Origin of the sequence: Geobacillus sp. 46C-IIa (assembly GCF_014679505.1) — a bacterium.
Taxonomy (GTDB): domain Bacteria; phylum Bacillota; class Bacilli; order Bacillales; family Anoxybacillaceae; genus Geobacillus.
In genome coordinates, this window is sequence record NZ_CP061474.1 from 1,405,016 (window position 1) to 1,431,911 (window position 26,896).

A 26,896-nucleotide genomic window follows, 5' to 3' on the forward strand; every position below is an offset into this window, starting at 1 on the left:
CCTAGAAGGCCGGTGAAAAAGTACACTCTAAGCAGGGATTTAGGGGGCTTATGTCGAAAAAGGAAGAAAAATCGTTGGAATGGAGCGTGAATGGATCATGAAAGCCCCCAAAAACCCTTCGACTCAGCCTCGGCTGTTTCAAGTCATCGATATGGAGGAACTGGTTCCCTACATCATATTCTGCGCCAAATCAACGAAGTCGTCGACTTTTCCGTCATTCACGATGGGGTGGCTCCCCTGCATACGAAAAAAACGGATCGTCCCGCGGCCGATCCAGAACGGCTGCTTCGCCTGATGTTGCTATCGTATTGGTTCGACCACTCCGAGCGGGAGTGGTATGAGATCCTCCCCACATGCATGCCGGATACTTGTGGTTTTGCGGTCTCGACTTTGAATCCGTGCTACATCCGGATCCTCATCCCCCCACACTGCCGGATTGAACGACGCTCGTCAAAACGCGGAAACGCTGGCGCCAACACGGAATCTTTGATCGGCTGATGACCTGCGTGATGGACCAATGCATCGCGGCGGGGCTGGTCTCGCCGGATGTGCATGCGGCGGCCGATGGCACTCAAGTGCGGGCGAATGCTTCGATCCACAGCTTGCGGGAAGTCAAGCTCGCTCCGGTGGAACCGTTGGAGGACTACCTCGCCCGCACCGCCCGGGAAGATGAACAGACCGAGTCCCCGGAGGCGGACCGGGATTCCGATGACGACCCGCCTTCTCCGTCTCCCCCATCAGGGGAACGCGTCCATGCCGAAGAACGAGGAAACTTCCGTGGAACCACGTTTTCCAACCGGACCCATCGAAGCGTGACGGATCCGGATGCCCGGTTGTACAAGAAAGGCAAAGGGCAGGAAGCGTATCCTCGGCATCTGGTGTACGACGTCATCGACGTCCGATCGCGCGTCATTTTATCTCGAAAAGCGAGCGTGGTCACCGGAACGGCGGAACGGGAGACAAGTTTGAGGCAATTGGCTTCGATTCGGTTTCGCCACCCGTCGATCACGATTCGGACCTTGTCAGCGGACAAAGCGTATGGCGTTACGGAGTATTTGGGAAGCGCTCTTTGCCCAAGGCATCACGCCGCTCGTGCGCTACGCCGCAAGGAGATGGAAGAGATTCCAACTTGGAAGTGCCGGGCGAAGGACCTGGCCCGGGAAGCGCAACGCCAGGGGAACGTTCGAGACGTTCAGATTCGCAACCAGGCGAGGCTCATTCAGCAACAGGGCGGTTATCGATCCATCCAAGCCTTTCGCACGCGTTGTGAGCATGTGTTCGCCGAAGGGAAGGAATGTCATGGGCTGGACCGGGCCCGAAGCCGGGGCCTGGACGCCATGAAAGAACAGGCGCTGTTGACCGCCGTCGTGCAAAATCTGAAGCGATTGTGCCGGTTTCGAAAAAAACAAGGGGGGGGACCGGCTCTTTGGCATGCGCAAAACCAGAATTTGGAGCAGGAAGTCCTGCTCGTCTTCCCGTCCTTTGGCGCCAAATGGCGGGGAGAATGGTCTCCAAAATTCGACATGAGGGAAGTCTATGCCCCATTAATTCACCAGCCTTCTAGAAGAAAGATGATCTTTTGGATCAGCCTCCGTTGGCGACAAATTTTTTGTCATGGGAGTCTATTTGGAAATTTGAAAACTGCTTTTTATCCCGTACTTTCTCATTTTTTCGTAAAGCGTCGAGCGGCTTATTCCTAAAAGTTCAGCTGCTTTTGTTTTGTTTCCATTCATTTTTTTCAATGCTTCCAAAATGATTGTCTGGTCTAAATCGTGTAGCTGTTGCTGTCGTGCCTGTTTTAAATGACCATCGAGCGTAGAGCTAGATACGCACGAAGATCGGGCGTTTTTCGCAAAGGAAAGAAAGTCCTCGGGAAGATGTTCCACGTCGATATACGATGTGTGGCAAAAATGAAATGCTCTTTCAATCACATTTTCAAGATGGCGTACATTTCCGGGCCAATAAAAGGATTGAAATAATCCCACAACTTCTGGAGTGACGCCAAGAATCGATTTTTTTGTTCTTTGATTCATTTTTTTGATGAAATGGTTGCATAAAAGAGGGATATCCTCAATCCGATCCCGTAAAGGGGGAATATGCAAATGGATGACATTAACTCGGTAAAACAAGTCTTCTCTAAATTTTCCCTCCTGCACCAGTCTCCATAAATCTTTGTTTGTTGCCGCGATAATGCGAACATCGACTTGAATCGTTTTGGTATCGCCGATCCGCTCTACTTCCTTTTCTTGTAGGACACGCAATAGTTTGGCTTGAAGATGGAGGGGCATGTCACCGATTTCATCCAGGAACAAAGTGCCTAAATGAGCTAATTCAAACTTTCCAGGTTTCCCTCCCCGACGAGCTCCGGTAAAAGCGCCGTCTACATAGCCAAAGAACTCCGACTCGAGCAGCTCCTGTGGGATGGCTGCGCAGTTCACTTTGATCAAGGCTCCTTGCCTTCCGGAAGCATTATGAATTCCTTCGGCAAACAGTTCTTTTCCTGTTCCGCTTTCTCCCGTAAGCAAAACGGTGGAAGAAGATTGCGCCGCAATATAAGCTTCTTGCTTTAGTTTCTCGATTCTAGGATTAATGGAAATAATATGGGTGAAGGAGTCCTTTTTTCCTGTCATTTTTTTTAGTTCCCCGCGGTAATATGTAAGTTCATTTTCAAGCTGTTCGATTCTGAGCAAAAGGTCTTTCCACACATCGAGCTGCCGAAAGATGATTTTATAAATCGCACCGATCAACTCACGGTTATGAAAGATCGGCGATTGGGTCAGTATGGACGGCTTTCCATTTATTTTAATGACTTCGCCTTTCATCGCCTTTTTTTCTTTTAAGCACTTTTCGAAGGGGATTTCAGGAGCGATTTGAGAGATGTTTTTGCCGATGACTTCATTGTACTCAACCCCATATAAATCAAGAAACCCCTCGTTCGCCATCGTAATATTTCCTGCATGGTCAGTAATGACAATTCCGTCATAGGCAAATTCGATGGCGCTATTGAGTATTTTTTTTAACTTTTTTGTTAACTCAAGTTCCGAGGCGATCGATTCAAAGGAAGTTACGTCTTTCAAAACAACCATCGCTCCAGTGATACGGGATAATTCCCGAATGGGAATAAAGGAAGCGATCATTTTATTATTCGGCAACGAAATGCGTTTGGCTTTGATCGGTTCTCCAGTTGTTATGGCGTAAACAAGGTCGTCAGTGAAATTTGGGAAAATAGAACGGATCGTTTTGCCGATCGTTAGGTCGTCGAATTGGAAAAGTTGTTTTGCGGAACGATTGAAGGCTGTAATGTTGAGTTGGTTGTCTACAGAGATGACAGCATCCTGTAGATGTTCGAGTAGTGCTTTCATGCGATTGGCAAGATTTTGCACTTCAGACATGATCCCGCGTATTAAGTCGGACTTAGACATGACTCCAAATACTTTGTTTGTCTCCGTCAGCACGACAGCATGGCTCACTCTTTTTGCGACCATAATGTCCCTCGCTTCGTATAAGGTCATGTTCTTTTGGATTGTGACAACATTTCGCTTAATAGCTTTCTTGATGGATTGTTCAAGAGAAGCGCCAGCGAGCAATACACGGTACAAAGAATACTTGGTGACAATGCCGAGGAAATGATCTTCCTCGATGACACAGGCAATGTCGACTTTTTTCTGCAAAAACACCTCAAGCGTGTCACGAATCGTGCTTCGGATGGACAATTGGGCATAGTCCGTTGTTGTAAAGTCTTCCACCTTCATTGATCTCCCTCCGCATGCCATTTTATTAAAGAATTATACAAATATTCAGAATAAATAGCAACTATTACGTTAAACAACTGTCCATGTTTTCGTACAATTGTAAACTTTTTCATACAACTGTTTGAAAGCGGTGATGGCCCTTTCGGCGTTTTTCTAGAAAGAAAGGTTGGCATATTTCTTGCAAAGAGTATAGGTGGCAAGAGAAAGGAGAGGTGGCTGATGAAAGTACTGGCGCCTATGAGCGGCACCGTTTGGAAAGTTCCCGTGCAGGAGGGGGGCTTTGTCGAACCCGGAGACGTCATTATGATCTTGGAATCGATGAAGATGGAAATTCCGATTACGGCTGAAACCGCAGGAATATTGAAAAAGGTCTATGTATATGAAGGAGATTTCGTTCAGGAAAACGATGTTTTAGGAGAAATCGAGTAAAAAAGCATAAGGAGGTTTGCCAATGAAAAAAGTTCGGATCGGAGCTGGCCAAGGTTTTTATGGCGATTCAATTGACGGGGCTTTAGCGATAGCGAAATTTGGGAATGTAGATTATTTATCTTTTGACTGCTTGGCGGAGCTGACTATGGCCATTTTAGCGAAGGATCAACAGAAAGATCCCCATACCGGATTTACTCGCGATATCGGAGTAACAATGAAGGCGCTTTTGCCCTATGTGAAAAAAAATAAAATTAAGATTTTGACGAACGCCGGCGGACTCAATCCGGAAGGAGCTCAACAAGTCGTTTTGCAGATCGCCCATCAGTTAGGGTTTAAGGATTTAAAAGTGGCAGTCGTAACAGGAGATAATGTGCTTCATAAACTACCGGACTTTTTGAAAAAAGGGGTTGAGCTTGCCGATCTTGAAACAGGCGCGCCTTTTACAGAAGAAATGTATCAAAAGTTATTATTCGCCAATGCCTACATAGGAGCACTGCCTTTAGCGAAAGCGCTGCGAGAAGGGGCAGATATTGTGATCAGCGGGCGGACAACGGATACGGCGCAGTTTCTCGCCCCTTTGATTTACGAATTCGGCTGGTCGGAAAAAGATTGGGACCGTCTGGCGTGTGGCATTTTTATGGGACATTTGCTCGAATGTTCGGCTCAGTCAACGGGAGGGAACTTCGGCGGTGATTGGGAGCAAATCCAAGGGTTCGAGTGCATAGGCTATCCGATTGCTGAAGTGTATGAAAATGGCGAGTTTATCATTACAAAGGTAGATCAATGTGGCGGTCTGGTGAACAAAGAAACAGTCAAGGAACAAATGTTGTACGAGATTCATGATCCGTCTGCTTATGTAACCCCTGATGTGGTCGTTGATTTGACTCATGTTCATTTGAAAGAGACGGCGCCCAATGAGGTGAAAGTGACAGGAGTAAGGGGAAAGCCAAAGCCTCCACATCTAAAAGTAGTGATGGGCTATGAGAATGGATATATGGGTCAAGTGATTGTAGGATACTCATGGCCGAATGCGCTAAAAAAAGCAAAAGCAACTGAGCGAATTATCCGACGACAGCTAAAAGAGAAAAACATCGAATTTGACGAAATCCGCACCGATTTCATTGGATACAATTCCCTCCACGGACCGCTAGCTACAGAGCCGGATGACAATGTCAATGAAATTTACTTGCGAATGGTGGTAAAAACGGACGATCAAAAGAAGGCGGACTCTTTCCGCAGATTGTTCCCCCCTCTGGCGCTAAATGGACCGCCGACAATGGCTTACATTGGCAATATTCCAACAAGACAACTTATCGGCATGTGGTCGGCTTTTGTTCCACGGGAATTAGTAGAGAACGACGTGAAGGTCATAATTAAGGAGGTGGGAGAGTATGCCAACAGTGATGCTTAAAGAGATCGCCCATGCCCGATCAGGGGATAAAGGAAACTGCGTAAACATTGGCGTGTTTGCGAACGATCCTTCCATTTACCCTTATCTTGTTGAACAGATGACGGCGGGGCGGGTGAAACAGTTTTTTGCCGGGTTGGTGTTAGGAAAAGTGATCCGTTATGAAATGCCAAATATCGATGCATTAAATTTCGTCTGCTATCAAGCGCTTGACGGCGGAGGGTCATCATCGCTTCGTGTAGATAATTTAGGAAAATGTTTCGGAGCGAATATATTGCGATTTTCTATCCATCTGCCCGATTCACTGTATGAGCAAATAGTGAAAAAGGAGCGGTAACAGTGGGATACGAACCTTATTTTACAATAGAGCATGAGATGTTAAGAAAAACAGTTCGTTCTTTCGTAGAGAAAGAGATCACCCCCTATGTTGAAGTGTGGGAGCAGTCTGGGGAATTTCCGAAAAAAATTATCAAGAGAATGGGGGATTTAGGGTTTTTAGGATTGCGTTATCCGAAAGAAGTCGGCGGGCAAGGTTGGGATTATTTTGCTAGCATTGTTTTTGCCGAAGAAATGGCCCACTGTGGATGTGGCGGAGTTCCGATGGCAGTGGCTGTTCAGACAGATATGGCTACACCCCCTATTATGCAGTTTGGAAATGAGGATCAAAAAGAACGGTTTTTAAAACCGGCCATCAAAGGAGAAAAATTGGCAGCCATCGGGATCACCGAACCGAATCACGGATCGGATGTAGCCTCCATCCAAACGCGTGCTTATCGTGATGGAAATGAATGGGTGATTAACGGGTCAAAAATGTTCATCACAAACGGCCCGCGTGCTGATTTTATCACCCTTGTGGTGCGGACTTCCGATCAACCTGGACATAAAGGGATCAGCTTAATTCTTGTCGAGATGGATCGACCAGGAATTTCCATTAGCCGAAAATTAAATAAAGTAGGAATGAGATCGAGTGACACAGCGGAAATCGTTTTTGATCATGTGCGGGTTCCGTATGAAAACTTGCTTGGAGAGGAAGGAAATGGGTTTAAGCAGATCATGTGGGAGCTTCAAGGAGAACGCTTGATCTCCGCCGCAGCAGCGATCGGCATTGCCGAGTATGCCTACGAATTTGCTTACCGCTATGCTAAAGAACGAAAACAGTTCGGAAAACCGATTGCCCACTTCCAAGTTATCAGTCATTTGTTGGCAGAGATGAAAACGGAAATTGAAGTTTGCCGCGAAATGACATACGCTGTCGCTTACCGTTTTTCTAGAGGAGAAGTGCCAAGCAAAGAAATATCCATGGTGAAATTAGCCTGCGCACAAATGGCGCATTGGGTGGCGGATCGGGCGTTGCAAATTTGCGGAGGCAACGGTTACATGATGGAATTTCCCATTCAGCGCATTTGGAGAGATACGAGATTATATCGAATCGGCGCCGGCACGGATGAAATTATGAAAGAAATCATCGCAAAACAAATGGGATTGCAAGATGATTAAGGTGGTGAGGACGATGGCACATTGGATGTTTCAAGAACATCATGAGATGTTTCGCAAATCGGTGAAAAAGTTTGTTGAAAAAGAAATAACGCCTTATGTGGAGGAGTGGGAAGAGAATGGAGAGGTTCCTAAGAAGTTGTTTGAACGGCTCGGAGAACTAGGATATCTGGGGATTAAGTACCCGAAAGAATACGGCGGTTTAGGATTGGATTTTATCATGGAATCGGTTTTTATTGAGGAATTAGCGAAGTGCGGCTCGGGAGGAGTTGGGGCGGCGATTGGCGCTCATATTGGGATTGCCACTCCCCCGATTTGGCGTTGGGGGACGCATGAGCAGAAGAAAAAGTATTTGACGCCAGCCATTCAAGGAAAAATGATTGCTGCCTTAGCAATTACAGAGCCAAATGCCGGAAGCGACGTTTCTTCCATCGAAACGAGAGCAGAACGACATGGAGATTGTTACGTTTTAAATGGATCAAAAACGTTCATCACGAATGGGGTCAATGCGGATTATGTAGTTATTGCAGCTAAGACCGGCGATGGGCCTCGCCATCACAATATTAGTTTATTCATCGTCGAAACGAGATGGGACGGCTTTTCCGTCGGAAAGAAGTTGGATAAGTTAGGATGGCGCAGCTCGGATACGGGGGAATTATATTTTGAAAATGTGAAAGTTCCTAAAGAAAACCTGCTCGGGAACGAAAACGAGGGATTTCGGTATATTATGCAAAATTTCCAGTGGGAGCGGCTAGTGATGGCGCTCTCCAGCGTGGCGTTGGCCGAGAAGGCGCTCGAGGATTCGATTCGCTATAGCAAGGAACGAGTACAGTTTGGCAAGCCGATTCGCCAATTTCAAGTTTTGCGCCATAAAATGGTTGATATGGCAATTGATATTGAAAAAGCAAGGCATATCACATACCGTGCCATTTATCTATACAACCAAGGCAAGGACGTTACAACAGAAGCGACCATGGCAAAAGCGTACGCCGGTGAAATGGTGAGCAGGGTATGTGACCAGGCGGTGCAAATTCATGGAGGAAACGGCTATATGATGGAATTCCCTGTGCAACGCTATTGGCGCGATGCGCGAATTCAGTCAATTGGCGGCGGCACGACGCAAATCATGCGCGAGATTTTAGTGAAAAGATTAGAAATTATGCAAGAAGGATCGCCTGAAGCGTAAGCAGGAAGCCGTCATACATTATGAAATTTTGGTAGGGAGAGGTTGACGATGAACATGGGGATTGGTAGGTGGCTGGCAAAGTACAGTGATAGATTCCCGGAAAAAATAGCCTTGATTTATAAGGATAAGCGTTTTTCTTATAGTGAACTAAATCAACGCATCAATCGTTTATCTCAAGCATTTCTACATCTAGGAGTTAGAAAAGGGGATAGAGTGTTATCCCTTCTTTTCAATACAAACGAACTACTAGAAACGATGTTCGCCTGTGCCAAAATTGGGGCTATTTTTGTCCCGATTAATACTCGACTAAGCATCGATGAGGTAGAATATATCGTTCGTGATGCGAGTGGCCGCGTGTTCGTTTACGATGTACGGTTAGAAGGGGTTGCCAAGGAGATTCGAAAGCGAGTGGATCATATCCAACATTATATTTGTGTGGGGCAAAGTAACCAAGAGATGACGCTTTTATATGAAACATTACTATCTTCTTTTCCTGCAGAAGAGCTGTCATTTGAAATTAAGCTGGGAGATGTCCATATGATCATGTACACATCTGGGACAACGGGGAAACCGAAAGGAGCGATGCTAACACACGGAAATACACAGTGGAATGCGATCAATTGCATTAATTTCTTGTCTATTGAAGAAAGAGACATTACTTATACAGTTGCCCCAATGTTTCATATTGGCGGAATGAATATTTTTACCACACCTACTCTGTACAAGGGGGGAACTGTTGTTTTAGATGATAAGTTTGATCCAAAGATTACTTTAGAAACAATTGAAAAGGAAAAAATTACAACACTATTTCTTGTGCCTGCGATGTGGCTGGCAATTATGCAATACCCAAACTTTGAAGATTATAACATTCGTTCCTTAAGGCTGAGTGTGTGCGGGGGAGCTCCCTGCCCACTGACGGTGATCGAATTTTTTCAGAAAAAGGGAGTTCTTTTCTACGAGGGGTTCGGTTTAACAGAAACGTCACCGTTTGTGAGTGTACTGGATGATCGAAACAGTATTCGCAAGAGCGGCTCAGTCGGAAAAACGCCGATTCATACTGAGATTCGCATTGTTGATTCAATGGATCAAGACGTGCCCATTGGTGAAGTTGGTGAGTTGCTCGTAAAAGGTCCTAATGTTTTCGCGGGGTATTGGAATAATTCCGAGGCGACACAGGAGGCGATCAAAAACGGGTGGTTTTATACCGGTGATTTGGCAAAAATGGACGAAGAAGGGTTTCTGTATATTGTTGACCGCAAAAAAGATATGATTATCAGCGGTGGAGAGAATATTTATCCTGTTGAGGTAGAACAAGTGATATTTCGTATGCCAAATGTAAAAGAAGTTGCTGTTGTTGGGGTCGCTGATGAAAAGTGGGGGGAATCGGTAAAGGCATATATTGTTCTATCAGATGCGACGAAAACAATGACTTTAGAAGACGTACAACGATTCTGTGATGGGAAACTCGCAAGGTATAAAATTCCGAAACATATCGAGATCATTGATCAATTGCCGAGAAATGCCACTGGAAAAGTATTAAAAAACGTATTACGTCAGTGGAAAAAAGAAAAAGGGAAGGTGTAAAGGTTGTTTACTAAATATTTTAATGATTACAAAATCGGGGAAACTTGGCGATCAAAAGGACGGACGATTACAGAAGCGGATATCGTCAATTTCGCCTCTTTGAGCGGCGATTGGTATCCGCTTCATACCGATGCCGAGTATGCGAAGCAAACGCCATTTCAACAAAGGATCGCACATGGCCTACTCGTTCTTTCCGTTGCTTCAGGATTGCTCTTGTTTGAGCCGGGTATTGTCGTCGCCTTTTACGGGATGGAACATTTGCGATTTGTGAAACCGACTTTTATCGGAGACACCCTTCATGTAGAAATGACGGTGGTGAACCTTGAGGATAGGGGGGACGGAACGGGGATTGTTGCGGCACATCAGGAAGTAAAGAAACAAATGGGTGAGACAGTAGCCATTTCCGTCGTTAAAGTTCTCTTAAATAAGTACGGAAAATAGTGGGGAGCAGTTTGTAATGAAAGGATGTGAACAGTGTGAATCGCGAGCAAAAGGTGATGAGTGAAATCGAGCGGATTCAAAAAGGCGGGCCTAGGGAAAATCATGAAAAAATTAAGAAATTAGGCAAGTTGTTTGTCCGCGATCGGTTGAAGTTGTTTTTTGATAATGGAGAGTTGGCTTATGAAACAGGCTTGTTCGCTAACGCTTTGCAGGAACACCTGCCTGCAGATGGAGTTGTAACGGGCGCAGGGAAAATCAATGACCGTCTTGTTTACTTTGCAGCCAGCGATTTCACCGTAAAGGCGGGGTCAATTGGAAAGAAGCACGGGGAGAAAATATTGCGGACGCAACAGGCGGCTATCAAAGGAAAACGGCCCATTCTTTATTTAATTGATTCATCCGGGGGCAGGATCGAAGAAGCAGGTGGATACCATGTTGAAAAATATTCTGGAGGAAAAATTTTTTATAACCATAGCATTATGTCGGGGCGAATTCCACAAATTGGGGTTCTATATGGTCCGTGCTTCGCGGGCACAGCCTATATGTTAGTATTTTGCGATTTTGTGATTATGATGAAGAAAAACGCCGGTATGGCCATTGCCTCACCACGGATGGTGCAAATGGCTACCGGTCAAAAGGTTGATATTGAAGAGTTGGGCGGGGCTGAGATGCATGCGAAAAAAAGCGGCTCGGTAGACTTTGTCGTCGAGACGGAAGAGGAAGCGGCAGAGTTGGTGAAAACGTTATTATCTTACCTCCCAGACAACTATCAGTCAAAGCCGCCTCGATATGCTGGCAAGCCGCCGGCTAGAAGCCCGGAAGAAATCGATCGAATTATTCCCCGGGAACCGAATCAACCATATGACGTTCATGATTTAATTGACTGCATCGTTGATAAAGGAAGTTTTCTAGAGGTGCAAAAAGATTACGCCAAGGAGCTCGTTGTAGGCTTTGCGAGATTAGAAGGGAGAGTGATTGGTGTTGTCGCCAACCAACCGGCCGTCAAAGGGGGAGCAATTTTCCCGGAATCAGCGGATAAGGGAGCCAATTTTGTGTGGACTTGTGATGCCTATAATATCCCATTGCTTTACTTATGCGACACACCAGGATTTATGGTTGGAACAAAAGTGGAACAAGAGGGAATTTTGAGAAGAGGAAGAAATTTCATCTACGCCAGCTCGGTGGCCAATGTTCCGAAAATATGCGTTGTTGTAAGAAAAGCATATGGAGCGGGAATTTATGCAATGGCAGGTCCGGCTTATGAGCCGGAAATGACGATTGCTTTGCCATCGGCGGAAATCGCCATTATGGGACCAGAGGCAGCGATCAATGCTGTTTATTACAACAAAATTCAAAGTGTTACTGATCCAAAAGAAAAAGTGGAGTTGGTCAAACGGCTGAGAGAAGAGTATCGAGCGGGCTACGACATCTACAAACTAGCAGGGGATTTAGTCGTAGATGATTTAATCGCCCCAAAAGACTTAAGAAAAGAGCTGTCCAGCCGATTTGAAATGTTTGAGAACAAAGATTTTCCGCTTCCGGAAAAGAAACACGGAACGATTCTAAGCTGAAAAGATAGATGTGTAGTTAGTTCGGCAAAGTAGATTAGGGTGTTGGACATAAGGCGAAGGAATGGGATTGGGGCAACATGGCGACGAGGCTACATGGCAGATTAATGACGGAAAAGCCAAAATCAAACGTCGAGGAGTTTTCCGCCTTAATCTGTTGCAAGCAAAGAAACATGGGACAGTAAAAGGAGGCTGACCAAATGGAATACAAAACCATTCTTTGCGATGTCAAAGAAGAAATTGCCACGATTACTCTCAACCAGCCTGAGATGCGAAACCCCCTTTCCAAACGGACAACCGAAGAGTTAACCGATGCGATTGAGAAAAGTGATAGGGATCCACATATAAAAGCCATCATCATTACCGGGGCAGGGAAAGCGTTTTCGGCCGGTGGAGATATTAATGAGTTTAAAGAAAACTTTATGAAGACTGTGCCTGCTTTGCATATGGAGGGCAGGGAAAGCACACAATTGTTCAAGCTGGGTGCGACAGTGAAAACACCGATGATCGCCGCTGTTAACGGCCCTGCCTTAGGAGGGGGATGTGGTCTTGTTGCTATGTGTCATATAGCGGTTGCATCGAAGGAGGCGAAGCTGGGACTGACAGAACTCCGTTTAGGAATTGTACCGTTTGTGATTTTGCCTTGGATCAGGAGAGCAGTAGGCGACCGTAGAGCGATGGAGTTAATGTTGTCGGCTGAAGTGGTTTCAGCGGAAAAAGCGAAAGAATTAAATCTTGTTCATCGCGTCGTTCCGCATCATGAATTGGAAGCGGAAACATGGAGGCTGGCAAAAACGATTGCGTCATTTAGCCCGCTCGCTGTCAAGTTGGCATTAGATGCGTTTTATACGACGGACCAAATGGATTTAATGAAAGCGTTCGACTATTTATCCACCTTAAGAATTGTTTCATTTTGCAGTGAAGATTTAAGGGAAGGTGCGGCAGCATTCCTAGAAAAAAGAACGCCAGTCTGGCGGGGCAAATGATGAACGAGAACGACTTTTTGTTACATGGGCCAAAAAGGGGGAATTGGAAAATGGGAAAGAAACAAACCGTGCTGCAGGCTTTGGCTGACGCCGTAGAAAGTGAGCCTGATAAGATATTCTTAATAGAGGAAGATAAGACCGTTTCATTCAAACAGTTTGATGAAATAACTGACCGATTAGCATCAGCCTTTTTTGAAAAAGGAATTAAAAAGGGAGATAAAATTAGTATTATTGCTTTAAATCAAGTAGAGTGGCTATATACATTTTTTGCGGCCACAAAAATCGGTGTTACCGTCGTCCCTCTCAATACAAGATATCGTGAAACAGAACTTGAATATATGCTTAATCAGGCTGAGGTGAAAGCGGTTATATCCTTAGCGCAGTTCCAAGATTTTGACTATGTGAAGTTTTTTCAGTCATTTCGTTCGCGAATTCCTGGGGTTTCCCAATTTTTCTATATCGGCGGGAATGGAGAGCATAGTTTTGAAAAGTTGTTGGAGTGTGAACCTGAAGATTACACATTGTCTGAAGCAAAAGAACAGGTCGATGAGGAAGATACTGTTTTAATTATTTATACATCAGGAACAACCGGAAAACCAAAAGGGGCTATGATAACGAACCGAAGTTTATTGGCCTCGGCACGTGCTCAATCGGAGCACTTAAACATAAGCAAAGATGATATTGCTATCGGCAGTCTACCTCTCAACCACGTTGGCGGGATTACATGTACGATAATGGTCGGGCTTGTAAGCATGAGTAGTGTTGTCCTAGTTCCAAACTTTCGTCCTGACCGAGTTGTTGATGTCATTGAGCGGTATAAAGCGACAATTTTTGGCGGCGTTCCAACCATGTATTTGATGATGTTATCATTGCCTCATTTAACAAAGAAGAAATTAACTTCATTGAAAATTTGCATTGTAGGGGGATCGAATGTCGAACCAAAGTTATGTTGTCGGATTACAAACTCTATTCCTAATGCAAAGCTTATTAACTTATATGGTTTAAGTGAAACATCAGGAGCATGTGTGTTATCTCGATTAACTGATAATATTTCCAAGGTTCAGGAAACCATTGGTGTTCCAATTGGAACATTCAAGGCTAAAGTAGTGGATCGAGATGGTGCAGAAGTGTCAAATGGGGTAATTGGCGAGCTTTTTATACAGGGTGATTGTGTGGCAAAAGGTTATTATGGAATGAAAAAGGAGACAAACGAAACATTTCAGCATGGATGGTTGGCAACAGGAGATATGGTTTATAAGGATGATGAAGGATATTTGCATTTCAAAGGACGCAAAAAAGAAATGTATATAACGGGTGGTTTCAACGTTTTTCCAGTTGAAATTGAAAATGTCCTAGCTTCCTACGAAAAGGTTCAACTTGCCGCGGGTATAGGAGTACCGGATCCGTTATTGGGAGAAATAGGGGTTTATTACATTGTCCCGAAGCCGAATGTTAGTTTAACAGAGGAAGAGTTGTTTCAATTTTGTCGGGATCGTTTAGCGGATTACAAAGTTCCAAAACGTTTCATCATCGTCGATGAAGTACCGCTCACCCCAGCAGGGAAGGTACAAAAATCTAAGTTAATGCAACGTTATCTAGAAACCAATCGGCAAGCGTAATACCCGGAATTTCGTGAGAAGGAGAGGTTTGAAAATGTATGATGTATCTATTGTAAACAGAATAACCATCGGAGATATTGTCCGTAGAAGTGCAAGCCGTTATCCTGATAAAACGGCATTTGTACAGCAAGGCCAAAGGTGGACATTTCGGCAGTTCGATCAGTTATGCAATCAATTTGCCAACTTTTTATTGTCTCAAGGCTTTAAGAAAGGCGATGTAGTTGCAACGATATGCACTAACTCGTTTGCATTTGTTGTTGCCATCTATGGAACTGCTAAAGCAGGACTCATTTGGGTGCCAATCAATCCTGGTGTTTCGCTTGAAGAGAAAAAATACATCTTTCATCAAGTGAATCCGAAACTGATTATTGGCGATCAACCATTGTTGCAAGGGCACCTTGAGGAATATCGGGCATTCGCCCAAGTCATTGCACTCGATGGAAACTTTGATGCATTTTATTCCTTTTTTGAAGATCAACCTGTTGAGGAGCCTGAAACGGATATTCACGACCGAGATGTTGCACAAATTATGTTTACAAGCGGCACGACCGGTAACCCAAAAGGTGTGATGATCAGTCATTTGGCAGTATACATTGCCAGCCTAGGAAACATTATTGAGCTGGGTTTAAAACCGCATGATGTGGCCACCACATTAATGCCGTTATTTCACTGTGCGCAGCATACGATGACCACTTCCTTCCTCCATATTGGCGCCACCAATGTCATATTGAACAAGTTCGATCCAGTAGAGTTCATGGAAAATATCGAAAACGAAAAAATTACTTGGACATTTATGTTGCCGATGATGTATAAGGCGATTTTGCATCATCCAAAACGAAAAGATTATGATCTCTCTTCCTTGCATACATGTCTTTATGCCATGGCACCGATGGATCGCTTGACATTAGAAATGCTGATTGAAGAATTGGGTGCCGAGTTTGCCTTGGGAACAGGACAAACAGAGATCTATCCAGCAACGATGGTATTCAAGCCAGAAGAGCAGTTGAGAAGATTTGGATCGTATTGGGGGGTATCGAGCCTCATTAATGATACCGCTGTTATGGACGAGAAAGGAAACATTTTGTCAAAAGGGCAAATTGGTGAAATCGTTCACCGAGGTCCTAATGTGATGATTGGATATCTAAACAATGAGCAGGCAACGGAAGAGAGCCGAAAATTCGGATGGCATCATACTGGAGACCTCGGTTATTGGGATGAGGATGGGCAACTCGTTTTTGTGGATCGCAAAAAAGATATGATTAAAACTGGTGGGGAAAATGTGGCATCTATTCAAGTGGAACAAGTGTTATTGATGCATAGCAAAGTGGTCAATGCGGTCGTTGTCGGACTGCCGCATGAACGTTGGTCGGAGGCTGTTACAGCCTTTGTCGTCCCTAAACCTGATGTTGAAATTTCCGAGGAAGAAATTTTGGCATATTGTAAACAGCATCTAGGAACGTTCCAAGTTCCGAAATCCGTTATTTTCCTTAATCAACTTCCAACGACTTCGACTGGAAAAATTCAAAAACATATTTTACGCAAGCAATACCATGACTTTTATGATAAGAAAAGAGGTCAAAAATAAGTATATAGGCAATGAAATTATTCGTGCTATTTTAATGTGAAAATCCAAGGGAATCGACACGATTTTTACCTTTTTTTACTGTTTTGACATTAAATGTACAGAACTAGGCGAACGATTGGCCCCAAAAGGTCTGTGAATGTCTTTTGACAAAGCCGGTCTCTTTTTCTTTTTTAACCCTTGTCAACAACCCTCTTGACAAAGTCGCATTTACTTACCATTGAAGGCCGGTTGTAAGCGTTTTAAGATAAAGGTACAGTCAAGCAAAAGGAGGAACAGACTTATGACGCATACAACCGGAAATGAAACAGGTTTCCGTGTGAAGATTCAACGGTTTGGCAGTTATTTGAGCGGCATGATTATGCCAAACATCGGAGCGTTTATCGCCTGGGGGTTGATTACAGCGTTATTTATCCCGACCGGCTGGCTGCCGAATGAGACGTTTGCCAAGCTTGTCGGACCGATGATTACGTACTTGTTGCCGCTATTGATCGGGTATACGGGCGGCAAAATGATTTATGACGTCCGCGGTGGCGTCGTCGGGGCGACGGCGACGATGGGGGTCATCGTCGGTTCGGAAATTCCGATGTTTTTAGGCGCGATGATCATGGGTCCGCTCGGCGGCTATGTGATCAAAAAAGTGGACGGCCTTTTCCAAGGAAAAGTAAAGCAAGGATTTGAGATGCTTGTCAACAACTTCTCAGCCGGGATTGTCGGCGGTTTGTTGACGTTGCTCGCTTTTAAAGGGGTTGGTCCGGTCGTCACCGCCATCAGCAAAACCTTAGCGGCAGGGGTCGAAAAAATTATCGATTGGCACTTGTTGCCGCTGGCGAACATTTTCATCGAGCCGGGGAAAGTGCTGTTCTTGAACAACGCGATCAACCACGGGATCTTGAGCCCGCTCGGCGTCGAACAAGCAGCGCAAACCGGGAAATCGATTTTATTCCTGTTGGAAACGAACCCTGGACCGGGACTTGGCATTTTGCTGGCGTACTGGCTGTTTGGCAAAGGAATGGCGAAACAATCGGCACCGGGAGCAGTGATTATTCACTTCTTAGGTGGAATTCATGAAATTTACTTCCCATACATTCTTATGCGCCCGATCTTGATTTTAGCGGCGATTGCCGGTGGAGTGAGCGGGGTATTCACGTTTACGATCCTCCATGCCGGGTTGGTGGCCGTACCGTCGCCAGGAAGCATTTTCGCTTTGCTCGCGATGACGCCGAAAGGAAATTACTTTGGCGTGCTCGCTGGTGTGTTTGTCGCCGCAGCCGTGTCGTTCCTTGTCGCTTCGGTTTTCTTAAAAGCGGCGAAGCAAAAGGAAGAGGAAGAAGATTTGGCGAAAGCAGCGGAGAAAATGGAGCAGTTGAAAGGGAAAAAGAGCCAGGTCGCTGTCGCGCTGCAATCACAAGAAGAAGTCACGGCGTCTGCGATCGCAGCGGAACAAGCTGTTCCTGTACGGGTGAAAAAAATTGTCTTTGCCTGTGACGCCGGAATGGGGTCGAGTGCGATGGGGGCGTCGATTTTGCGCAATAAAGTGCAAAAAGCCGGCCTTGACATTGAAGTCACGAACACGGCGATCAACCAGCTGCCGGCCGACGCCGATATTGTCGTCACCCATCAAAATTTAACCGACCGGGCGAAGGCGAAGCTGCCAAACGCGCACCATGTATCGGTCGAAAACTTTTTAAACAGTCCGAAATACGATGAGTTGATCGAGCAATTGAAAAAGAACGCGTAAATTGGCATGAGACGCAGGGCAATGGGATTTTCCCTGCGTTTTTTGCTTTACGATTTCGCGGTTACCTTGACTGCTTGGGACACTTTTATCCGCTCTCATCCGTATGAGTATGCCCGTACGCTGTGAACTTTGTCAAACGACGAAAGAGAAAAATACATGCAAAAATTAAAAACTGTCAACAATAACAATGACGAAAACGAAACATCTATTCATTGTCAAATCAAGAAAAAAGCCCTTACAATAAGAAATGAGAAGACGATCAAACATTTTAAACATGTCAACAGTACCGCCTAAGGATAGGAGGTGAACGGCGATGTACGTATCGGCACGGGAGCGAAAGCTGCTTGAGCGTTTGTTGGCCGATGATCGGGAAATGACGGTCGGCGAACTGGCTGAGGAGCTGAATGTCAGCGCCCGCACGATCCACCGTGATTTGCAAGGCCTTGAGTCCGTTTTGCGGCGCTACGGGCTCGAGTTAGTGAAAAAAGCGGGGGTCGGCATTCGTGTTATCGGGGAAAAGAAACAGAAGCAGGCGCTGGCTGCGGAGCTGCTTCATCTTTCTCACCGTGAATATACGCCGGAAGAACGGCAGCTGATGATTTTAATCGCCTTGTTGGAAGCAGACGAGCCGGTGAAACTTGTCTCATTGGCAAATGACTTAAACGTTACGGTCGCTACGGTCAGCTTGGATTTGGATAAACTGGAACAAACAGTCGAAGCGTATGGGCTTTCGCTTATTCGCAAGCGCGGATACGGCGTCGAACTTACCGGCTCCGAATCGGCAAAACGGCGCCTCATCGGCGAACTGTTATTCCGCCATGTCGATGAACATGAATTTTTGGCGCTGATGAAAGAGACGATCCAGGGGCGGCCGGACGATCCATTCGATACGGTGGCGGAAAAACTGCTCGGGCTGGTCGATCGGAAAAAGCTCGCCATCATTGAGCAGCAAATCGAGCAGGTGAAAGAAACGTTCCCGTTTACGATGGCTGACAGTTCGTACATCGCCTTCGTCGTTCACTTGGCGCTCGCCATCGAGCGCATCAGGCGGGGGGAAGCGATTCATTTCGACCCGCGTGATTTGCAGGCGCTTCAGGCGACGAGAGAGTATGAAATCGCGGAGGCGCTTGCCGAATCGTTGGAAAGAGCGTTTGGCATTGACATCCCAAAAGAAGAGATCGGCTATATGACGATGCATTTAATGGGGGCGAAATGGCGTAGCCGCCAAGGAATGGTGATGGAGGAGCCGAGTTTGGCCGTCGGCATGAAAGCGCAACAGCTCATTCGTTTCGTCAGCCGCGGGCTCGATGTCGATCTGTCCACCGACCGGACGCTATACGAAGATCTCGTCGTTCACTTGAAACCGGCTTTGTACCGTTTAGAGCATGGGATGGGGGTCGCCAACCCGCTGCTTGATCAAATTAAGCAAGACTACGCGGAACTGTTTGCCATTGTCGCCGACGGAACAAAGCAGCTGTTTGGCGATGTTTCAGTGCCGGAGGAGGAGATCGGCTATTTAGTGCTTCATTTTGCGGCTGCACTCATGCGGGAGAAAAAAGGCTGGCGGGCGCTCGTCATTTGTTCGAGCGGGCTCGGGACGGCAAAAATTTTGGCGACGAGGCTGAAAAAAGAGATTCCGGACATCGCTGTCATGGAACAGGCATCTGTCTTTGAATTGAAAAAGAAAGATTTGCGGGCGTACGACCTCGTCATTTCGACCGTGCCGCTTGCGGACGAACACGGCCCGTATTTTATCGTCAGCCCGATGTTACGGGAGGAAGAAGCGCGGGCAATCCGCGCGTTTTTAGAGCGAAAATCGGCCGCTGTTGCGAAACCGGTAGAACGCGAGCAAGATGCGCAGCCTAACCGACAGACGCTGAAAACGATGAAAGCCATCGGGCGCATCAGCGAGACGATCATCGGCATTTTAGAAGGATTTTCGCTGCGGACTGTCAAGCACCGCACCGTTCACGGGCTCTTGTCCGACGCTTGCCGACGCCTTGAACAAAACGGCGTCATCGTCGATGCCGAAGCCGTCATCGAGGAACTGCGGCGGCGGGAGTCGCTTGGTGGGCTCGGCGTCCCTGACACGCCGCTCGCGCTTTATCACGCCCGAAGTTTTGCCGTTATTCGGCCGTCGCTCGTAATGTATCGGCTTGATGAGCCGCAGACGGTGGCAGGCATGGACGGGAAACCGATGGAAATCAACACCGTTGTGCTGCTTCTTGGCCCTGCTGATGCGGACGAGGAGACGCTTGCTGTTTTAAGCCATATCAGCTCGCTGTTAGTCAAAGATGAGCAAAGCATCACCGTCTTGGCGCACGGCGATGAGGAACAAGTGTATTCGCTCATCAGCACCCACCTGGAACAATTTTTTGATGATTATTGGACATCGGCGAAGGAGTGAAACGTATGTTGACCCATTCGATTTTAAACAAAGAAAACATTGTGCTAAATGCCCAACCAAAAACGAAAGAAGAAGCGATTCGCCTTGCCGGCGAAGTGCTCGTCAAGCAGGGGTATGTGGATTCATCGTATATTGACTCGATGCTTGAGCGCGAACAGTTAACATCGACGTATATCGGCAACAACGTTGCCATTCCGCACGGAACGGAAGCGGCGAAATCGCTCGTCAAGCATTCCGGCATTTCGATCGTGCAAGTTCCGGGCGGTGTTGACTTTGGCGGCGGCAATCAGGCGACGATCGTCATCGGCATTGCCGGCAAAGACGGGGAACATTTAGATATTCTTTCGAAACTCGCGCTTGTCTGCGCGGAAGCGGACCATGTCGAAGCGATGGCGAACGCCAAAACGGCCGAGGAAATTCTCGGGCTGCTTCATGAGGTGAACGGCTAATGCGGGCCGTCCACTTCGGCGCCGGCAACATCGGCCGCGGCTTTATCGGCAGCCTGCTTGCGGCATCGGGATATGAGGTCGTGTTTGTCGATGTCAACGAACAAATCGCCCGCCTGCTGAAGGAGCGGGGGGAGTATCGCGTCATCGTTGCCGGCGAGCGGCAGGAAGAACAGTGGGTGCGCGGCGTTTCCGCTCTCAATAGCCAAACGGAACGGGAACATGTCATTGAGGCGATCGCGGCCGCCGATTTGGTGACGACCGCTGTCGGCCCCCATATTTTTCCGGCCATTGCGCCCGTCATCGCCGCCGGGCTCGAGCGGCGCTTCGCGGTTCATCGGCAGCCGCTTCACGTCATTGCCTGCGAAAACATGATCAGCGGCACGGAAACGCTGAAAACGCACATCCTTGCCCATCTTTCCGCGGCAGGGCAGCAACAGGCAGATGAAAACGTTGGTTTTCTCAATTGCGCTGTCGACCGCATCGTTCCAAACCAAACGAACGATGATCCGCTCGCGGTGACGGTCGAGCCGTTTTTTGAATGGGCGATTGAAACGCGAAACGCCATCGGCGCTGTTCCGCCGATTCAAGGGGCTCATTTTGTCGTTGACTTAGGGCCGTATATCGAGCGCAAATTGTTTACGGTCAATACCGGCCACGCGTTGGCCGCCTATTTAGGCTATCAAAAACAATATCAAACGGTTCAGGAAGCCATGAAAGACAACGGCATCCGAGCCGATGTCGAACAGGCGCTTCGCGAGTCAGGTGCCGTCCTAGTGAAAAAGCACGGATGGAATGAAGAAGAGCACCGTTCGTATATTGAAACGACGATCGGACGTTTCACCAATCCGTCCCTTTCCGATGACATCGTCCGCGTCGCCCGCTCACCGATTCGCAAGCTCGGGCCGAACGACCGCCTCGTCGCCCCGGCAACGCAATATTATGCTTTATTTGAAAGGGTGCCGTCCGGGCTTGTCAAAGGCATCGCCGCGCTCTTACTATTTAATGAGCCTAGCGATGCCGAAGCAGCTGCTCTCCAGCAAACGATTGAACAACACGGTGTTGAAGGGGCGCTTCGGCAATACGCGGGACTTGAGAGTGCACACCTGCTTGTGGCCGCGGTGAGGGAAGAGTACGACAAGATGCGAAAATCACGCTAAATATCAAAACACCAGTTGGTTTCCCGCTTGCCTTCGCGGCTGGCGGGATTTTTGTCTACATGGTTGTTCATTCCCTCATCTCTCTTTGGCGATTCCCTGTTATTTTCCGCTTCAGCCATTTTACATTGCCCATCCGACGGAGTAGAGAACGATGAGCTGGTTTAGGGGTGCCGCAGTAAGACATTCTTGTGAACAAAATGCACAAAATTCATTTTATTTTCAAAAACTTCACGTCAATTTTGTATCATGATAAGGTTGTTTTTGAAAACGTTATCAAAAAAATAAGGGGGCAGGGAGAAATGAAGAAAACAAAATGGTGGGGGTTGCTCGCTGCCGGGATGATGACACTCGCCTTGGCGGCCTGTGGCGGCAATGAATCGGCAGGATCGAAATCATCCGGTTCGAACTCTGGCTCATCGGCCTCAGACTATCCGACGAAGCCGATCACCATTGTCGCTCCGTCCGGGGCGGGCGGCGGTTGGGATTTAACCGCCCGAGCGATTACGAAAGTGTTGGACGAGACGGGACTCGTCAAACAGACGATGACGGTTGAAAACAAACCGGGCGGCGGCGGGGCGGTCTTTATGGCTGAATACGCGACACAAGATGTGAAAAACGACTACAAACTGTTTGTCAACTCTCCGCCGATTATTATCAACAACTTGAAAAAAGAAGGGAACAGCCCGTTTGGCTACAAAGACACGACACCGCTCGCTCAGTTAACGAAAGACTTCGGAGCCATTGTTGTCAAGGCCGATTCAAAGTTTCAAACATTGCCCCAATTGCTTGACGCAATTAAGCAAGATCCGAAATCGGTCACTGTGGCTGGAGGATCGGCGCCAGGCTCGATGGATCATTTAGTCGCGATTTTGCCGATCTATAAGTCGGGCATCGATCCAAAATCAGTTAAGTATGTTTCGTACGATGGCGGCGGGGAAGCAATGGCTGCTTTGCTTGGCGGCAACGCCGATGTCATTGCAACGGATGCCTCTTCTGTTGGCGAATATCTCAAAGCTGGTAAAGTGCGGGTGTTGGCGGTTTCGGCTCCGGAACGCCTTGGCGGTGTGTTGAAAGATGTACCAACAATGAAAGAGCTTGGCATTGATGCGGAATTTACGATTTGGCGCGGGGTTTTCGGGCCGAAGCAAATGTCTCCAGAAGCAAAAGCGTTTTGGGAAGAAACATTGAAAAAGTTGTCTGAGCACGAGAAGTGGAAAGAAGAACTGCAAAAACAAGGCTGGGCGGCGGAATACCGCAATTCGGACGAGTTTACGAAATTTTTGCAAGAGCAAGAGCAACAAGTCGGTGATCTCCTAAAGTCGCTCGGTATGCATAAGTAAAGATCATGGGGAAGAACGTTCTTCCCCTTTTTTCCAAGACAGGAGGTGCAACGATGAACAAAACGGCTGATCGAATCGCGGCGGTGGCATTTTTGGCGGTTGGCGCCTTGTTTATGACGGAAAGTTTGCGCATATCGAAAAGCGCCTACGGCAGTGCGGTTGGACCAAATGTGTTTCCGTTTCTGCTTGGACTCGTTCTTACATTATTAAGCATCAAGCTGTTGTTGGAAACGCGGCGCTATATAGAGGCAGCAGATGAGAAACCGCCGCGGCAATATAAAAAGTTTCTCATCATTTTTGTCGCCGCTATCTTGTATGCGGCTTTACTCGAAACGATCGGTTACGTGATTATGACCTTCCTTTTCCTCGTGATCGGATTTCAAACGATGGATAAAGGAGCGCTATGGAAGTCGATCGCTATTGCGGCTGGTTTTTCGTTAGGCGTCTATGGTCTTTATGTCAAACTATTGCAAGGAACGTTGCCAAGCTGGCCGATTTGGTTCCAATGAAAGGAGGGTCATCATGAGTACACTATCGTTTTTGCTTGATGGGTTTCAGACAGCGCTTCAGCCGCATAACTTGCTGTTTGCCTTTATCGGGGTGTTGATCGGCACAGCGGTCGGCGTGCTGCCGGGGATTGGCCCGATGAGCGGGGTGGCGCTGCTCATTCCGGTGACGGCGTCGATGACGTCCGGTCTCGATCCGTCCCAAGCGGCGGCGAGCTCGATTATTTTGCTCGCCGGCGTGTATTACGGGGCGATGTATGGCGGTTCGACGACATCAATTTTGTTAAATACGCCTGGGGAATCGTCATCGGTTGTCACGACGCTTGACGGTTATCAAATGGCTCGGCAAGGAAGGGCGGGGGCGGCACTTGCCATTGCCGCGATCGGCTCTTTTGTCGCCGGAATCGTTTCGCTAATCGGCCTCGTACTATTAGCTCAGCCGTTATCGAATGTCGCGTTGAAGTTCGGCCCGGCGGAATATTTTTCGCTAATGCTGCTCGGGTTGGCGGCGGTGAGCGGACTGGCCGGCAAATCGATGACGAAAGCATGGATCATGACTGTGTTCGGTTTGTTGCTTTCTACGATTGGTCTCGACAACGTTTCTGGCGTGGCCCGCTTTACGTACGACATTTCCTATTTATACGGAGGTCTCGAATTTTTAACCGTGGCGGTCGGGCTATTTGCGCTAGGAGAGGTATTCAAGTCTATTCTCTGTAATGAGACGAACGACGGGGACATCGCCAAAATCGGGCGCATCTTGCCGACCAAATCGGACTTGAAAGAAAGTGCAGGGCCGATCGCCCGCGGATCGCTGCTCGGGTTTTTCATCGGCGTGCTGCCGGGAGCTGGGGCGACACTCGCTTCCTTTTTCTCTTATATTCTTGAAAAGAAAATCAGCAAACATCCAGAAAAGTTTGGCCAAGGGACGATCGCTGGCGTCGCAGCGCCGGAATCGGCGAACAACGGGGCGTCCGGGGGCGCGATGATTCCGCTCTTGACGCTAGGCATTCCGGGTTCGGGTACAACCGCGATTTTGATGGGTGCGCTTATTATGTACAACGTCCAGCCAGGTCCGCTTTTGTTTGACGATCACCCTGAAGTGGCTTGGGGGTTGATTGCGAGCATGTTTATCGGCAATGTGATGCTGTTGATTCTGAACATGCCGCTTGTCAAAGTGTTCGCGAAAATTATCCAGACGCCGACGAAATATTTGTTGCCGCTGATTATCGCCATTTCCGTCTTTGGTGTGTATGCGGTACAAGTGACGACGTTTGATGTGTTCCTGTTGCTGGTGTTTGGCCTGCTTGGCTACTGGCTGGCCGAACACGACTACCCGCTCGCGCCGCTTGTGTTAGGGCTTGTTCTTGGGCCGATGATTGAAAACAATATGCGTCGGGCTTTGACGGCATCGAATGGCGATTATCTCGTTTTCGTTGAAAAGCCAATTTCGCTTGTTTTGTTGGTCATCGCCTTGTTATGGATTGCTGTGCCGTTTTTAATGAAATTAAGAGGAAAAACCGTCATTGTCAATGAAGATATGTAATAATAGAAAGAAAGGCTTTCTTCCTTTAGTTGGAAGATGGTCTTTCTTTTCATTTTTCCGCTTGGGGGACGTCGCCATGAAATTGCAAACACGATTAATGATGATCATTTGTTCGCTGCTTTTATTTGTCATCGTGTTTCTTACGTTTTTATTCCAACATATGTTTGCAGCGACGCTCAAACAACAAATCGGCATGCGCGCGCTGAATGTGGCGGAAACCGTCGCGTCCACTCCGCTCGTGCGCGAGGCGTTCCGCGACCCGAACCCGTCAATGCGCTTGCAGCCGTTTGCTGAGCACATCCGCCAAAAGACGGGGGCGGAATACGTCGTCATTGGCAACCGTCAAGGCATCCGTTATGCCCATCCGTTGCCGGATCGGATCGGCAAAACGATGGTGGGGGGCGACAACGAGGAGGTGCTCAAAGGCAAGGCCATTATTTCCGAGGCGGTCGGCTCACTTGGACCGGCCATTCGCGGAAAGGCGCCGATTTTTAATGAAAACGGACATGTGATCGGCATTGTTTCGGTTGGCTTTTTGCTAGAAGATATTCAGCGCACGGTGTGGTCATATAGCCTGAAGATCTTTCTCTTCTCCGTTCTTGCCCTTTTGCTCGGGGCGGTGGGCGCAGTGGCGATCGCCAGGACGGTGAAAAAATCGATTCACGGCCTCGAACCAGAAGAAATCGGTTTGTTATATCAAGAAAAACAGGCGATTTTAGAAGCGATTCGTGAAGGAATCGTTGCCATCAATCACGAAGGAACGGTTACGATGGTTAATCAAACCGCCCTGAAGTTGCTTGGGCATGAGAATGAGCGCGATGTATTGGGAATGTCCATTTTGCGGCTCATTCCCCATTCTCGCTTGCCCGAGGTGATCCGAACGGGACAGGCGGAATATGATGATGAGATGGTTTTAGGGGAAGGGACCGTTATCGCGAACCGAATTCCGATCAAGGACAAGCAAGGGCGTGTTATTGGAGCAGTATCGACGTTTCGCAACAAGTCGGAGCTGTACCGCCTCACAAAAGAGCTGTCCCAGCTCCGGGCATACGCAGATGCCTTGCGGGCGCAAACGCATGAATTTTCCAACAAACTGTATTTGATCTCTGGCCTCATTCAACTGGAATCGTACGAGGAAGCGCTTGAACTCATTACAAAAGAAACCGATTTGCAACAGAACATCGTTCGCTTTGTCATGAAAGAAATTCCCGACCCGATCATTGGCGGATTGATGATTGGCAAGTTCAACCGAGCCAATGAGTTGAAAATTACGTTCACCATTGACCAGGAAAGCAGTTTCCGCGATGTGCCGACATGGATTGATCGCGATCATTTGGTGACGATTATCGGCAACTTGTTGGATAATGCCCTGGAAGCCGTTCTCCACAACGGAAAAGAAGAGAAACGGGTGGCCATTTTCTTGACCGACCTCGGCAATGATTTGATTATTGAAGTTGAAGATAACGGATTAGGCATCGACCCGGCTGTGGCAGAACGGATATACGACCGTGGCTTTTCGACGAAAGTGAGCGGCCTTCGCGGGTATGGGCTCGATCTTGTCAAGAAGGCGTTGGAAATGATTGGCGGACAAATCACATATGAGTCGAAACAAGGGGAGGGAACGGTGTTTACCGTCATTATTCCAAAGCGAGTGAACCATGCCAATCAGTAGTGCTGAACATATTTTAATGCATCAAAGGAAGC

At 47.4% G+C, this 26,896-nt stretch carries 22 protein-coding genes; 20 read left to right on the top strand and 2 right to left on the bottom strand.

The genetic code is table 11. From position 1 onward, the window contains the following. Window positions 1–509: 509 nt before the first annotated feature. Window positions 510–1,700, top strand: a complete 1,191-nt coding sequence (locus tag IC803_RS07140) for a transposase (protein ID WP_223812037.1) — start codon at window positions 510–512, stop codon at window positions 1,698–1,700. Here IC803_RS07140 and IC803_RS07145 read toward each other — a convergent pair. Then, window positions 1,623–3,752, bottom strand: coding sequence for a sigma-54-dependent Fis family transcriptional regulator (locus IC803_RS07145; RefSeq protein ID WP_158083289.1), 2,130 nt, complete (start codon window positions 3,750–3,752; stop codon window positions 1,623–1,625). The genes IC803_RS07140 and IC803_RS07145 overlap by 78 nt on opposite strands. A 216-nt stretch (window positions 3,753–3,968) precedes the next feature. Between IC803_RS07145 and IC803_RS07150 the strand changes: the two genes are divergently transcribed. The 15 genes from IC803_RS07150 to IC803_RS07220 all read left to right on the top strand — a co-directional run bounded on the left by IC803_RS07150 (window position 3,969) and on the right by IC803_RS07220 (window position 21,803). Continuing rightward, entirely contained in the window at window positions 3,969–4,181 is a 213-nt protein-coding gene (locus IC803_RS07150) for an acetyl-CoA carboxylase biotin carboxyl carrier protein subunit (protein ID WP_081208859.1), read from the top strand. 22 nt (window positions 4,182–4,203) lie between these two features. Continuing rightward, on the top strand, window positions 4,204–5,592 hold the full coding sequence (locus tag IC803_RS07155) for an acyclic terpene utilization AtuA family protein (RefSeq protein ID WP_081208858.1): 1,389 nt from the start codon (window positions 4,204–4,206) through the stop codon (window positions 5,590–5,592). Beyond that, entirely contained in the window at window positions 5,573–5,926 is a 354-nt protein-coding gene (locus tag IC803_RS07160) for an AtuA-related protein (RefSeq protein ID WP_081208856.1), read from the top strand. Before IC803_RS07155 ends, IC803_RS07160 begins: the two co-directional genes overlap by 20 nt. 2 nt (window positions 5,927–5,928) lie before the next feature. Continuing rightward, window positions 5,929–7,086, top strand: a complete 1,158-nt coding sequence (locus tag IC803_RS07165) for an acyl-CoA dehydrogenase family protein (protein WP_081208854.1) — start codon at window positions 5,929–5,931, stop codon at window positions 7,084–7,086. A gap of 13 nt (window positions 7,087–7,099) precedes the next feature. Further along, a complete protein-coding gene (locus IC803_RS07170; protein WP_081208852.1) occupies window positions 7,100–8,269 on the top strand; it encodes an acyl-CoA dehydrogenase family protein in 1,170 nt (389 codons plus the stop codon). Between the two features lie 48 nt (window positions 8,270–8,317). Further along, a complete protein-coding gene (gene menE / locus IC803_RS07175; protein ID WP_081208850.1) occupies window positions 8,318–9,853 on the top strand; it encodes an o-succinylbenzoate--CoA ligase in 1,536 nt (511 codons plus the stop codon). A 3-nt stretch (window positions 9,854–9,856) separates the two neighbouring features. After that, a complete protein-coding gene (locus IC803_RS07180) occupies window positions 9,857–10,294 on the top strand; it encodes a MaoC/PaaZ C-terminal domain-containing protein (RefSeq protein WP_081208848.1) in 438 nt (145 codons plus the stop codon). A gap of 56 nt (window positions 10,295–10,350) precedes the next feature. After that, the gene (locus tag IC803_RS07185) at window positions 10,351–11,865 is read left to right on the top strand and encodes an acyl-CoA carboxylase subunit beta (RefSeq protein WP_198945045.1); all 1,515 of its coding nucleotides are present in this window, start codon (window positions 10,351–10,353) and stop codon (window positions 11,863–11,865) included. Window positions 11,866–12,062: 197 nt separating this feature from the next. Further along, window positions 12,063–12,848 carry an enoyl-CoA hydratase/isomerase family protein gene (locus IC803_RS07190; RefSeq protein WP_081208844.1) on the top strand — a complete coding sequence of 262 codons (786 nt, stop codon included), beginning with the start codon at window positions 12,063–12,065 and terminating at the stop codon, window positions 12,846–12,848. A gap of 50 nt (window positions 12,849–12,898) precedes the next feature. Further along, a complete protein-coding gene (locus IC803_RS07195) occupies window positions 12,899–14,467 on the top strand; it encodes a class I adenylate-forming enzyme family protein (protein ID WP_158083288.1) in 1,569 nt (522 codons plus the stop codon). A 34-nt stretch (window positions 14,468–14,501) separates the two neighbouring features. Further along, window positions 14,502–16,052 (top strand): AMP-binding protein, encoded by a 1,551-nt coding sequence (locus IC803_RS07200; RefSeq protein WP_081208840.1) that lies wholly within the window; start codon window positions 14,502–14,504, stop codon window positions 16,050–16,052. A 280-nt stretch (window positions 16,053–16,332) separates the two neighbouring features. Next, complete coding sequence (locus tag IC803_RS07205) at window positions 16,333–17,790, top strand: PTS mannitol transporter subunit IIBC (RefSeq protein WP_081208838.1); 1,458 nt, start codon at window positions 16,333–16,335, stop codon at window positions 17,788–17,790. A gap of 313 nt (window positions 17,791–18,103) precedes the next feature. Beyond that, entirely contained in the window at window positions 18,104–20,197 is a 2,094-nt protein-coding gene (locus IC803_RS07210; protein WP_081208836.1) for a BglG family transcription antiterminator, read from the top strand. A 5-nt stretch (window positions 20,198–20,202) separates the two neighbouring features. Beyond that, the gene (locus IC803_RS07215; protein WP_081208834.1) at window positions 20,203–20,646 is read left to right on the top strand and encodes a PTS mannitol transporter subunit IIA; all 444 of its coding nucleotides are present in this window, start codon (window positions 20,203–20,205) and stop codon (window positions 20,644–20,646) included. Next, window positions 20,646–21,803 carry a mannitol-1-phosphate 5-dehydrogenase gene (locus IC803_RS07220; protein ID WP_081208832.1) on the top strand — a complete coding sequence of 386 codons (1,158 nt, stop codon included), beginning with the start codon at window positions 20,646–20,648 and terminating at the stop codon, window positions 21,801–21,803. Before IC803_RS07215 ends, IC803_RS07220 begins: the two co-directional genes overlap by 1 nt. Here the strand turns inward: IC803_RS07220 and IC803_RS18365 are convergent. Next, on the bottom strand, window positions 21,800–21,922 hold the full coding sequence (locus tag IC803_RS18365; protein WP_255396842.1) for a hypothetical protein: 123 nt from the start codon (window positions 21,920–21,922) through the stop codon (window positions 21,800–21,802). The two genes, IC803_RS07220 and IC803_RS18365, sit on opposite strands and share 4 nt — an antisense overlap. A 180-nt stretch (window positions 21,923–22,102) precedes the next feature. Between IC803_RS18365 and IC803_RS07225 the strand changes: the two genes are divergently transcribed. The 4 genes from IC803_RS07225 (at window position 22,103) to IC803_RS07240 (ending at window position 26,864) form a co-directional block, all read left to right on the top strand. Then, the gene (locus IC803_RS07225; protein ID WP_081208923.1) at window positions 22,103–23,143 is read left to right on the top strand and encodes a Bug family tripartite tricarboxylate transporter substrate binding protein; all 1,041 of its coding nucleotides are present in this window, start codon (window positions 22,103–22,105) and stop codon (window positions 23,141–23,143) included. 53 nt (window positions 23,144–23,196) lie between these two features. After that, window positions 23,197–23,652: a tripartite tricarboxylate transporter TctB family protein gene (locus IC803_RS07230; RefSeq protein WP_081208830.1), complete on the top strand. Its 456-nt coding sequence runs from the start codon at window positions 23,197–23,199 to the stop codon at window positions 23,650–23,652. Between the two features lie 13 nt (window positions 23,653–23,665). Then, on the top strand, window positions 23,666–25,192 hold the full coding sequence (locus IC803_RS07235) for a tripartite tricarboxylate transporter permease (protein WP_081208828.1): 1,527 nt from the start codon (window positions 23,666–23,668) through the stop codon (window positions 25,190–25,192). A 76-nt stretch (window positions 25,193–25,268) separates the two neighbouring features. Further along, window positions 25,269–26,864: an ATP-binding protein gene (locus IC803_RS07240; protein WP_081208826.1), complete on the top strand. Its 1,596-nt coding sequence runs from the start codon at window positions 25,269–25,271 to the stop codon at window positions 26,862–26,864. Window positions 26,865–26,896: the final 32 nt, after the last annotated feature.

Excerpts from the sequence above, each read along its gene's own strand:
- IC803_RS07240 (WP_081208826.1), top strand. The coding sequence starts at position 25,269 with ATGAAATTGCAAACACGATTAATGATGATCATTTGTTCGCTGCTTTTA.
- IC803_RS18365 (WP_255396842.1), bottom strand. The coding sequence starts at position 21,922 with ATGGCTGAAGCGGAAAATAACAGGGAATCGCCAAAGAGAGATGAGGGA.
- IC803_RS07160 (WP_081208856.1), top strand. The coding sequence starts at position 5,573 with ATGCCAACAGTGATGCTTAAAGAGATCGCCCATGCCCGATCAGGGGAT.
- IC803_RS07155 (WP_081208858.1), top strand. The coding sequence starts at position 4,204 with ATGAAAAAAGTTCGGATCGGAGCTGGCCAAGGTTTTTATGGCGATTCA.
- IC803_RS07210 (WP_081208836.1), top strand. The coding sequence starts at position 18,104 with ATGTACGTATCGGCACGGGAGCGAAAGCTGCTTGAGCGTTTGTTGGCC.
- IC803_RS07190 (WP_081208844.1), top strand. The coding sequence starts at position 12,063 with ATGGAATACAAAACCATTCTTTGCGATGTCAAAGAAGAAATTGCCACG.
- IC803_RS07140 (WP_223812037.1), top strand. The coding sequence starts at position 510 with ATGGACCAATGCATCGCGGCGGGGCTGGTCTCGCCGGATGTGCATGCG.
- IC803_RS07220 (WP_081208832.1), top strand. The coding sequence starts at position 20,646 with ATGCGGGCCGTCCACTTCGGCGCCGGCAACATCGGCCGCGGCTTTATC.
- IC803_RS07185 (WP_198945045.1), top strand. The coding sequence starts at position 10,351 with ATGAGTGAAATCGAGCGGATTCAAAAAGGCGGGCCTAGGGAAAATCAT.
- IC803_RS07145 (WP_158083289.1), bottom strand. The coding sequence starts at position 3,752 with ATGAAGGTGGAAGACTTTACAACAACGGACTATGCCCAATTGTCCATC.
- IC803_RS07195 (WP_158083288.1), top strand. The coding sequence starts at position 12,899 with ATGGGAAAGAAACAAACCGTGCTGCAGGCTTTGGCTGACGCCGTAGAA.
- IC803_RS07225 (WP_081208923.1), top strand. The coding sequence starts at position 22,103 with ATGAAGAAAACAAAATGGTGGGGGTTGCTCGCTGCCGGGATGATGACA.
- IC803_RS07215 (WP_081208834.1), top strand. The coding sequence starts at position 20,203 with ATGTTGACCCATTCGATTTTAAACAAAGAAAACATTGTGCTAAATGCC.
- IC803_RS07170 (WP_081208852.1), top strand. The coding sequence starts at position 7,100 with ATGGCACATTGGATGTTTCAAGAACATCATGAGATGTTTCGCAAATCG.
- IC803_RS07205 (WP_081208838.1), top strand. The coding sequence starts at position 16,333 with ATGACGCATACAACCGGAAATGAAACAGGTTTCCGTGTGAAGATTCAA.
- menE (WP_081208850.1), top strand. The coding sequence starts at position 8,318 with ATGAACATGGGGATTGGTAGGTGGCTGGCAAAGTACAGTGATAGATTC.
- IC803_RS07200 (WP_081208840.1), top strand. The coding sequence starts at position 14,502 with ATGTATGATGTATCTATTGTAAACAGAATAACCATCGGAGATATTGTC.
- IC803_RS07230 (WP_081208830.1), top strand. The coding sequence starts at position 23,197 with ATGAACAAAACGGCTGATCGAATCGCGGCGGTGGCATTTTTGGCGGTT.
- IC803_RS07235 (WP_081208828.1), top strand. The coding sequence starts at position 23,666 with ATGAGTACACTATCGTTTTTGCTTGATGGGTTTCAGACAGCGCTTCAG.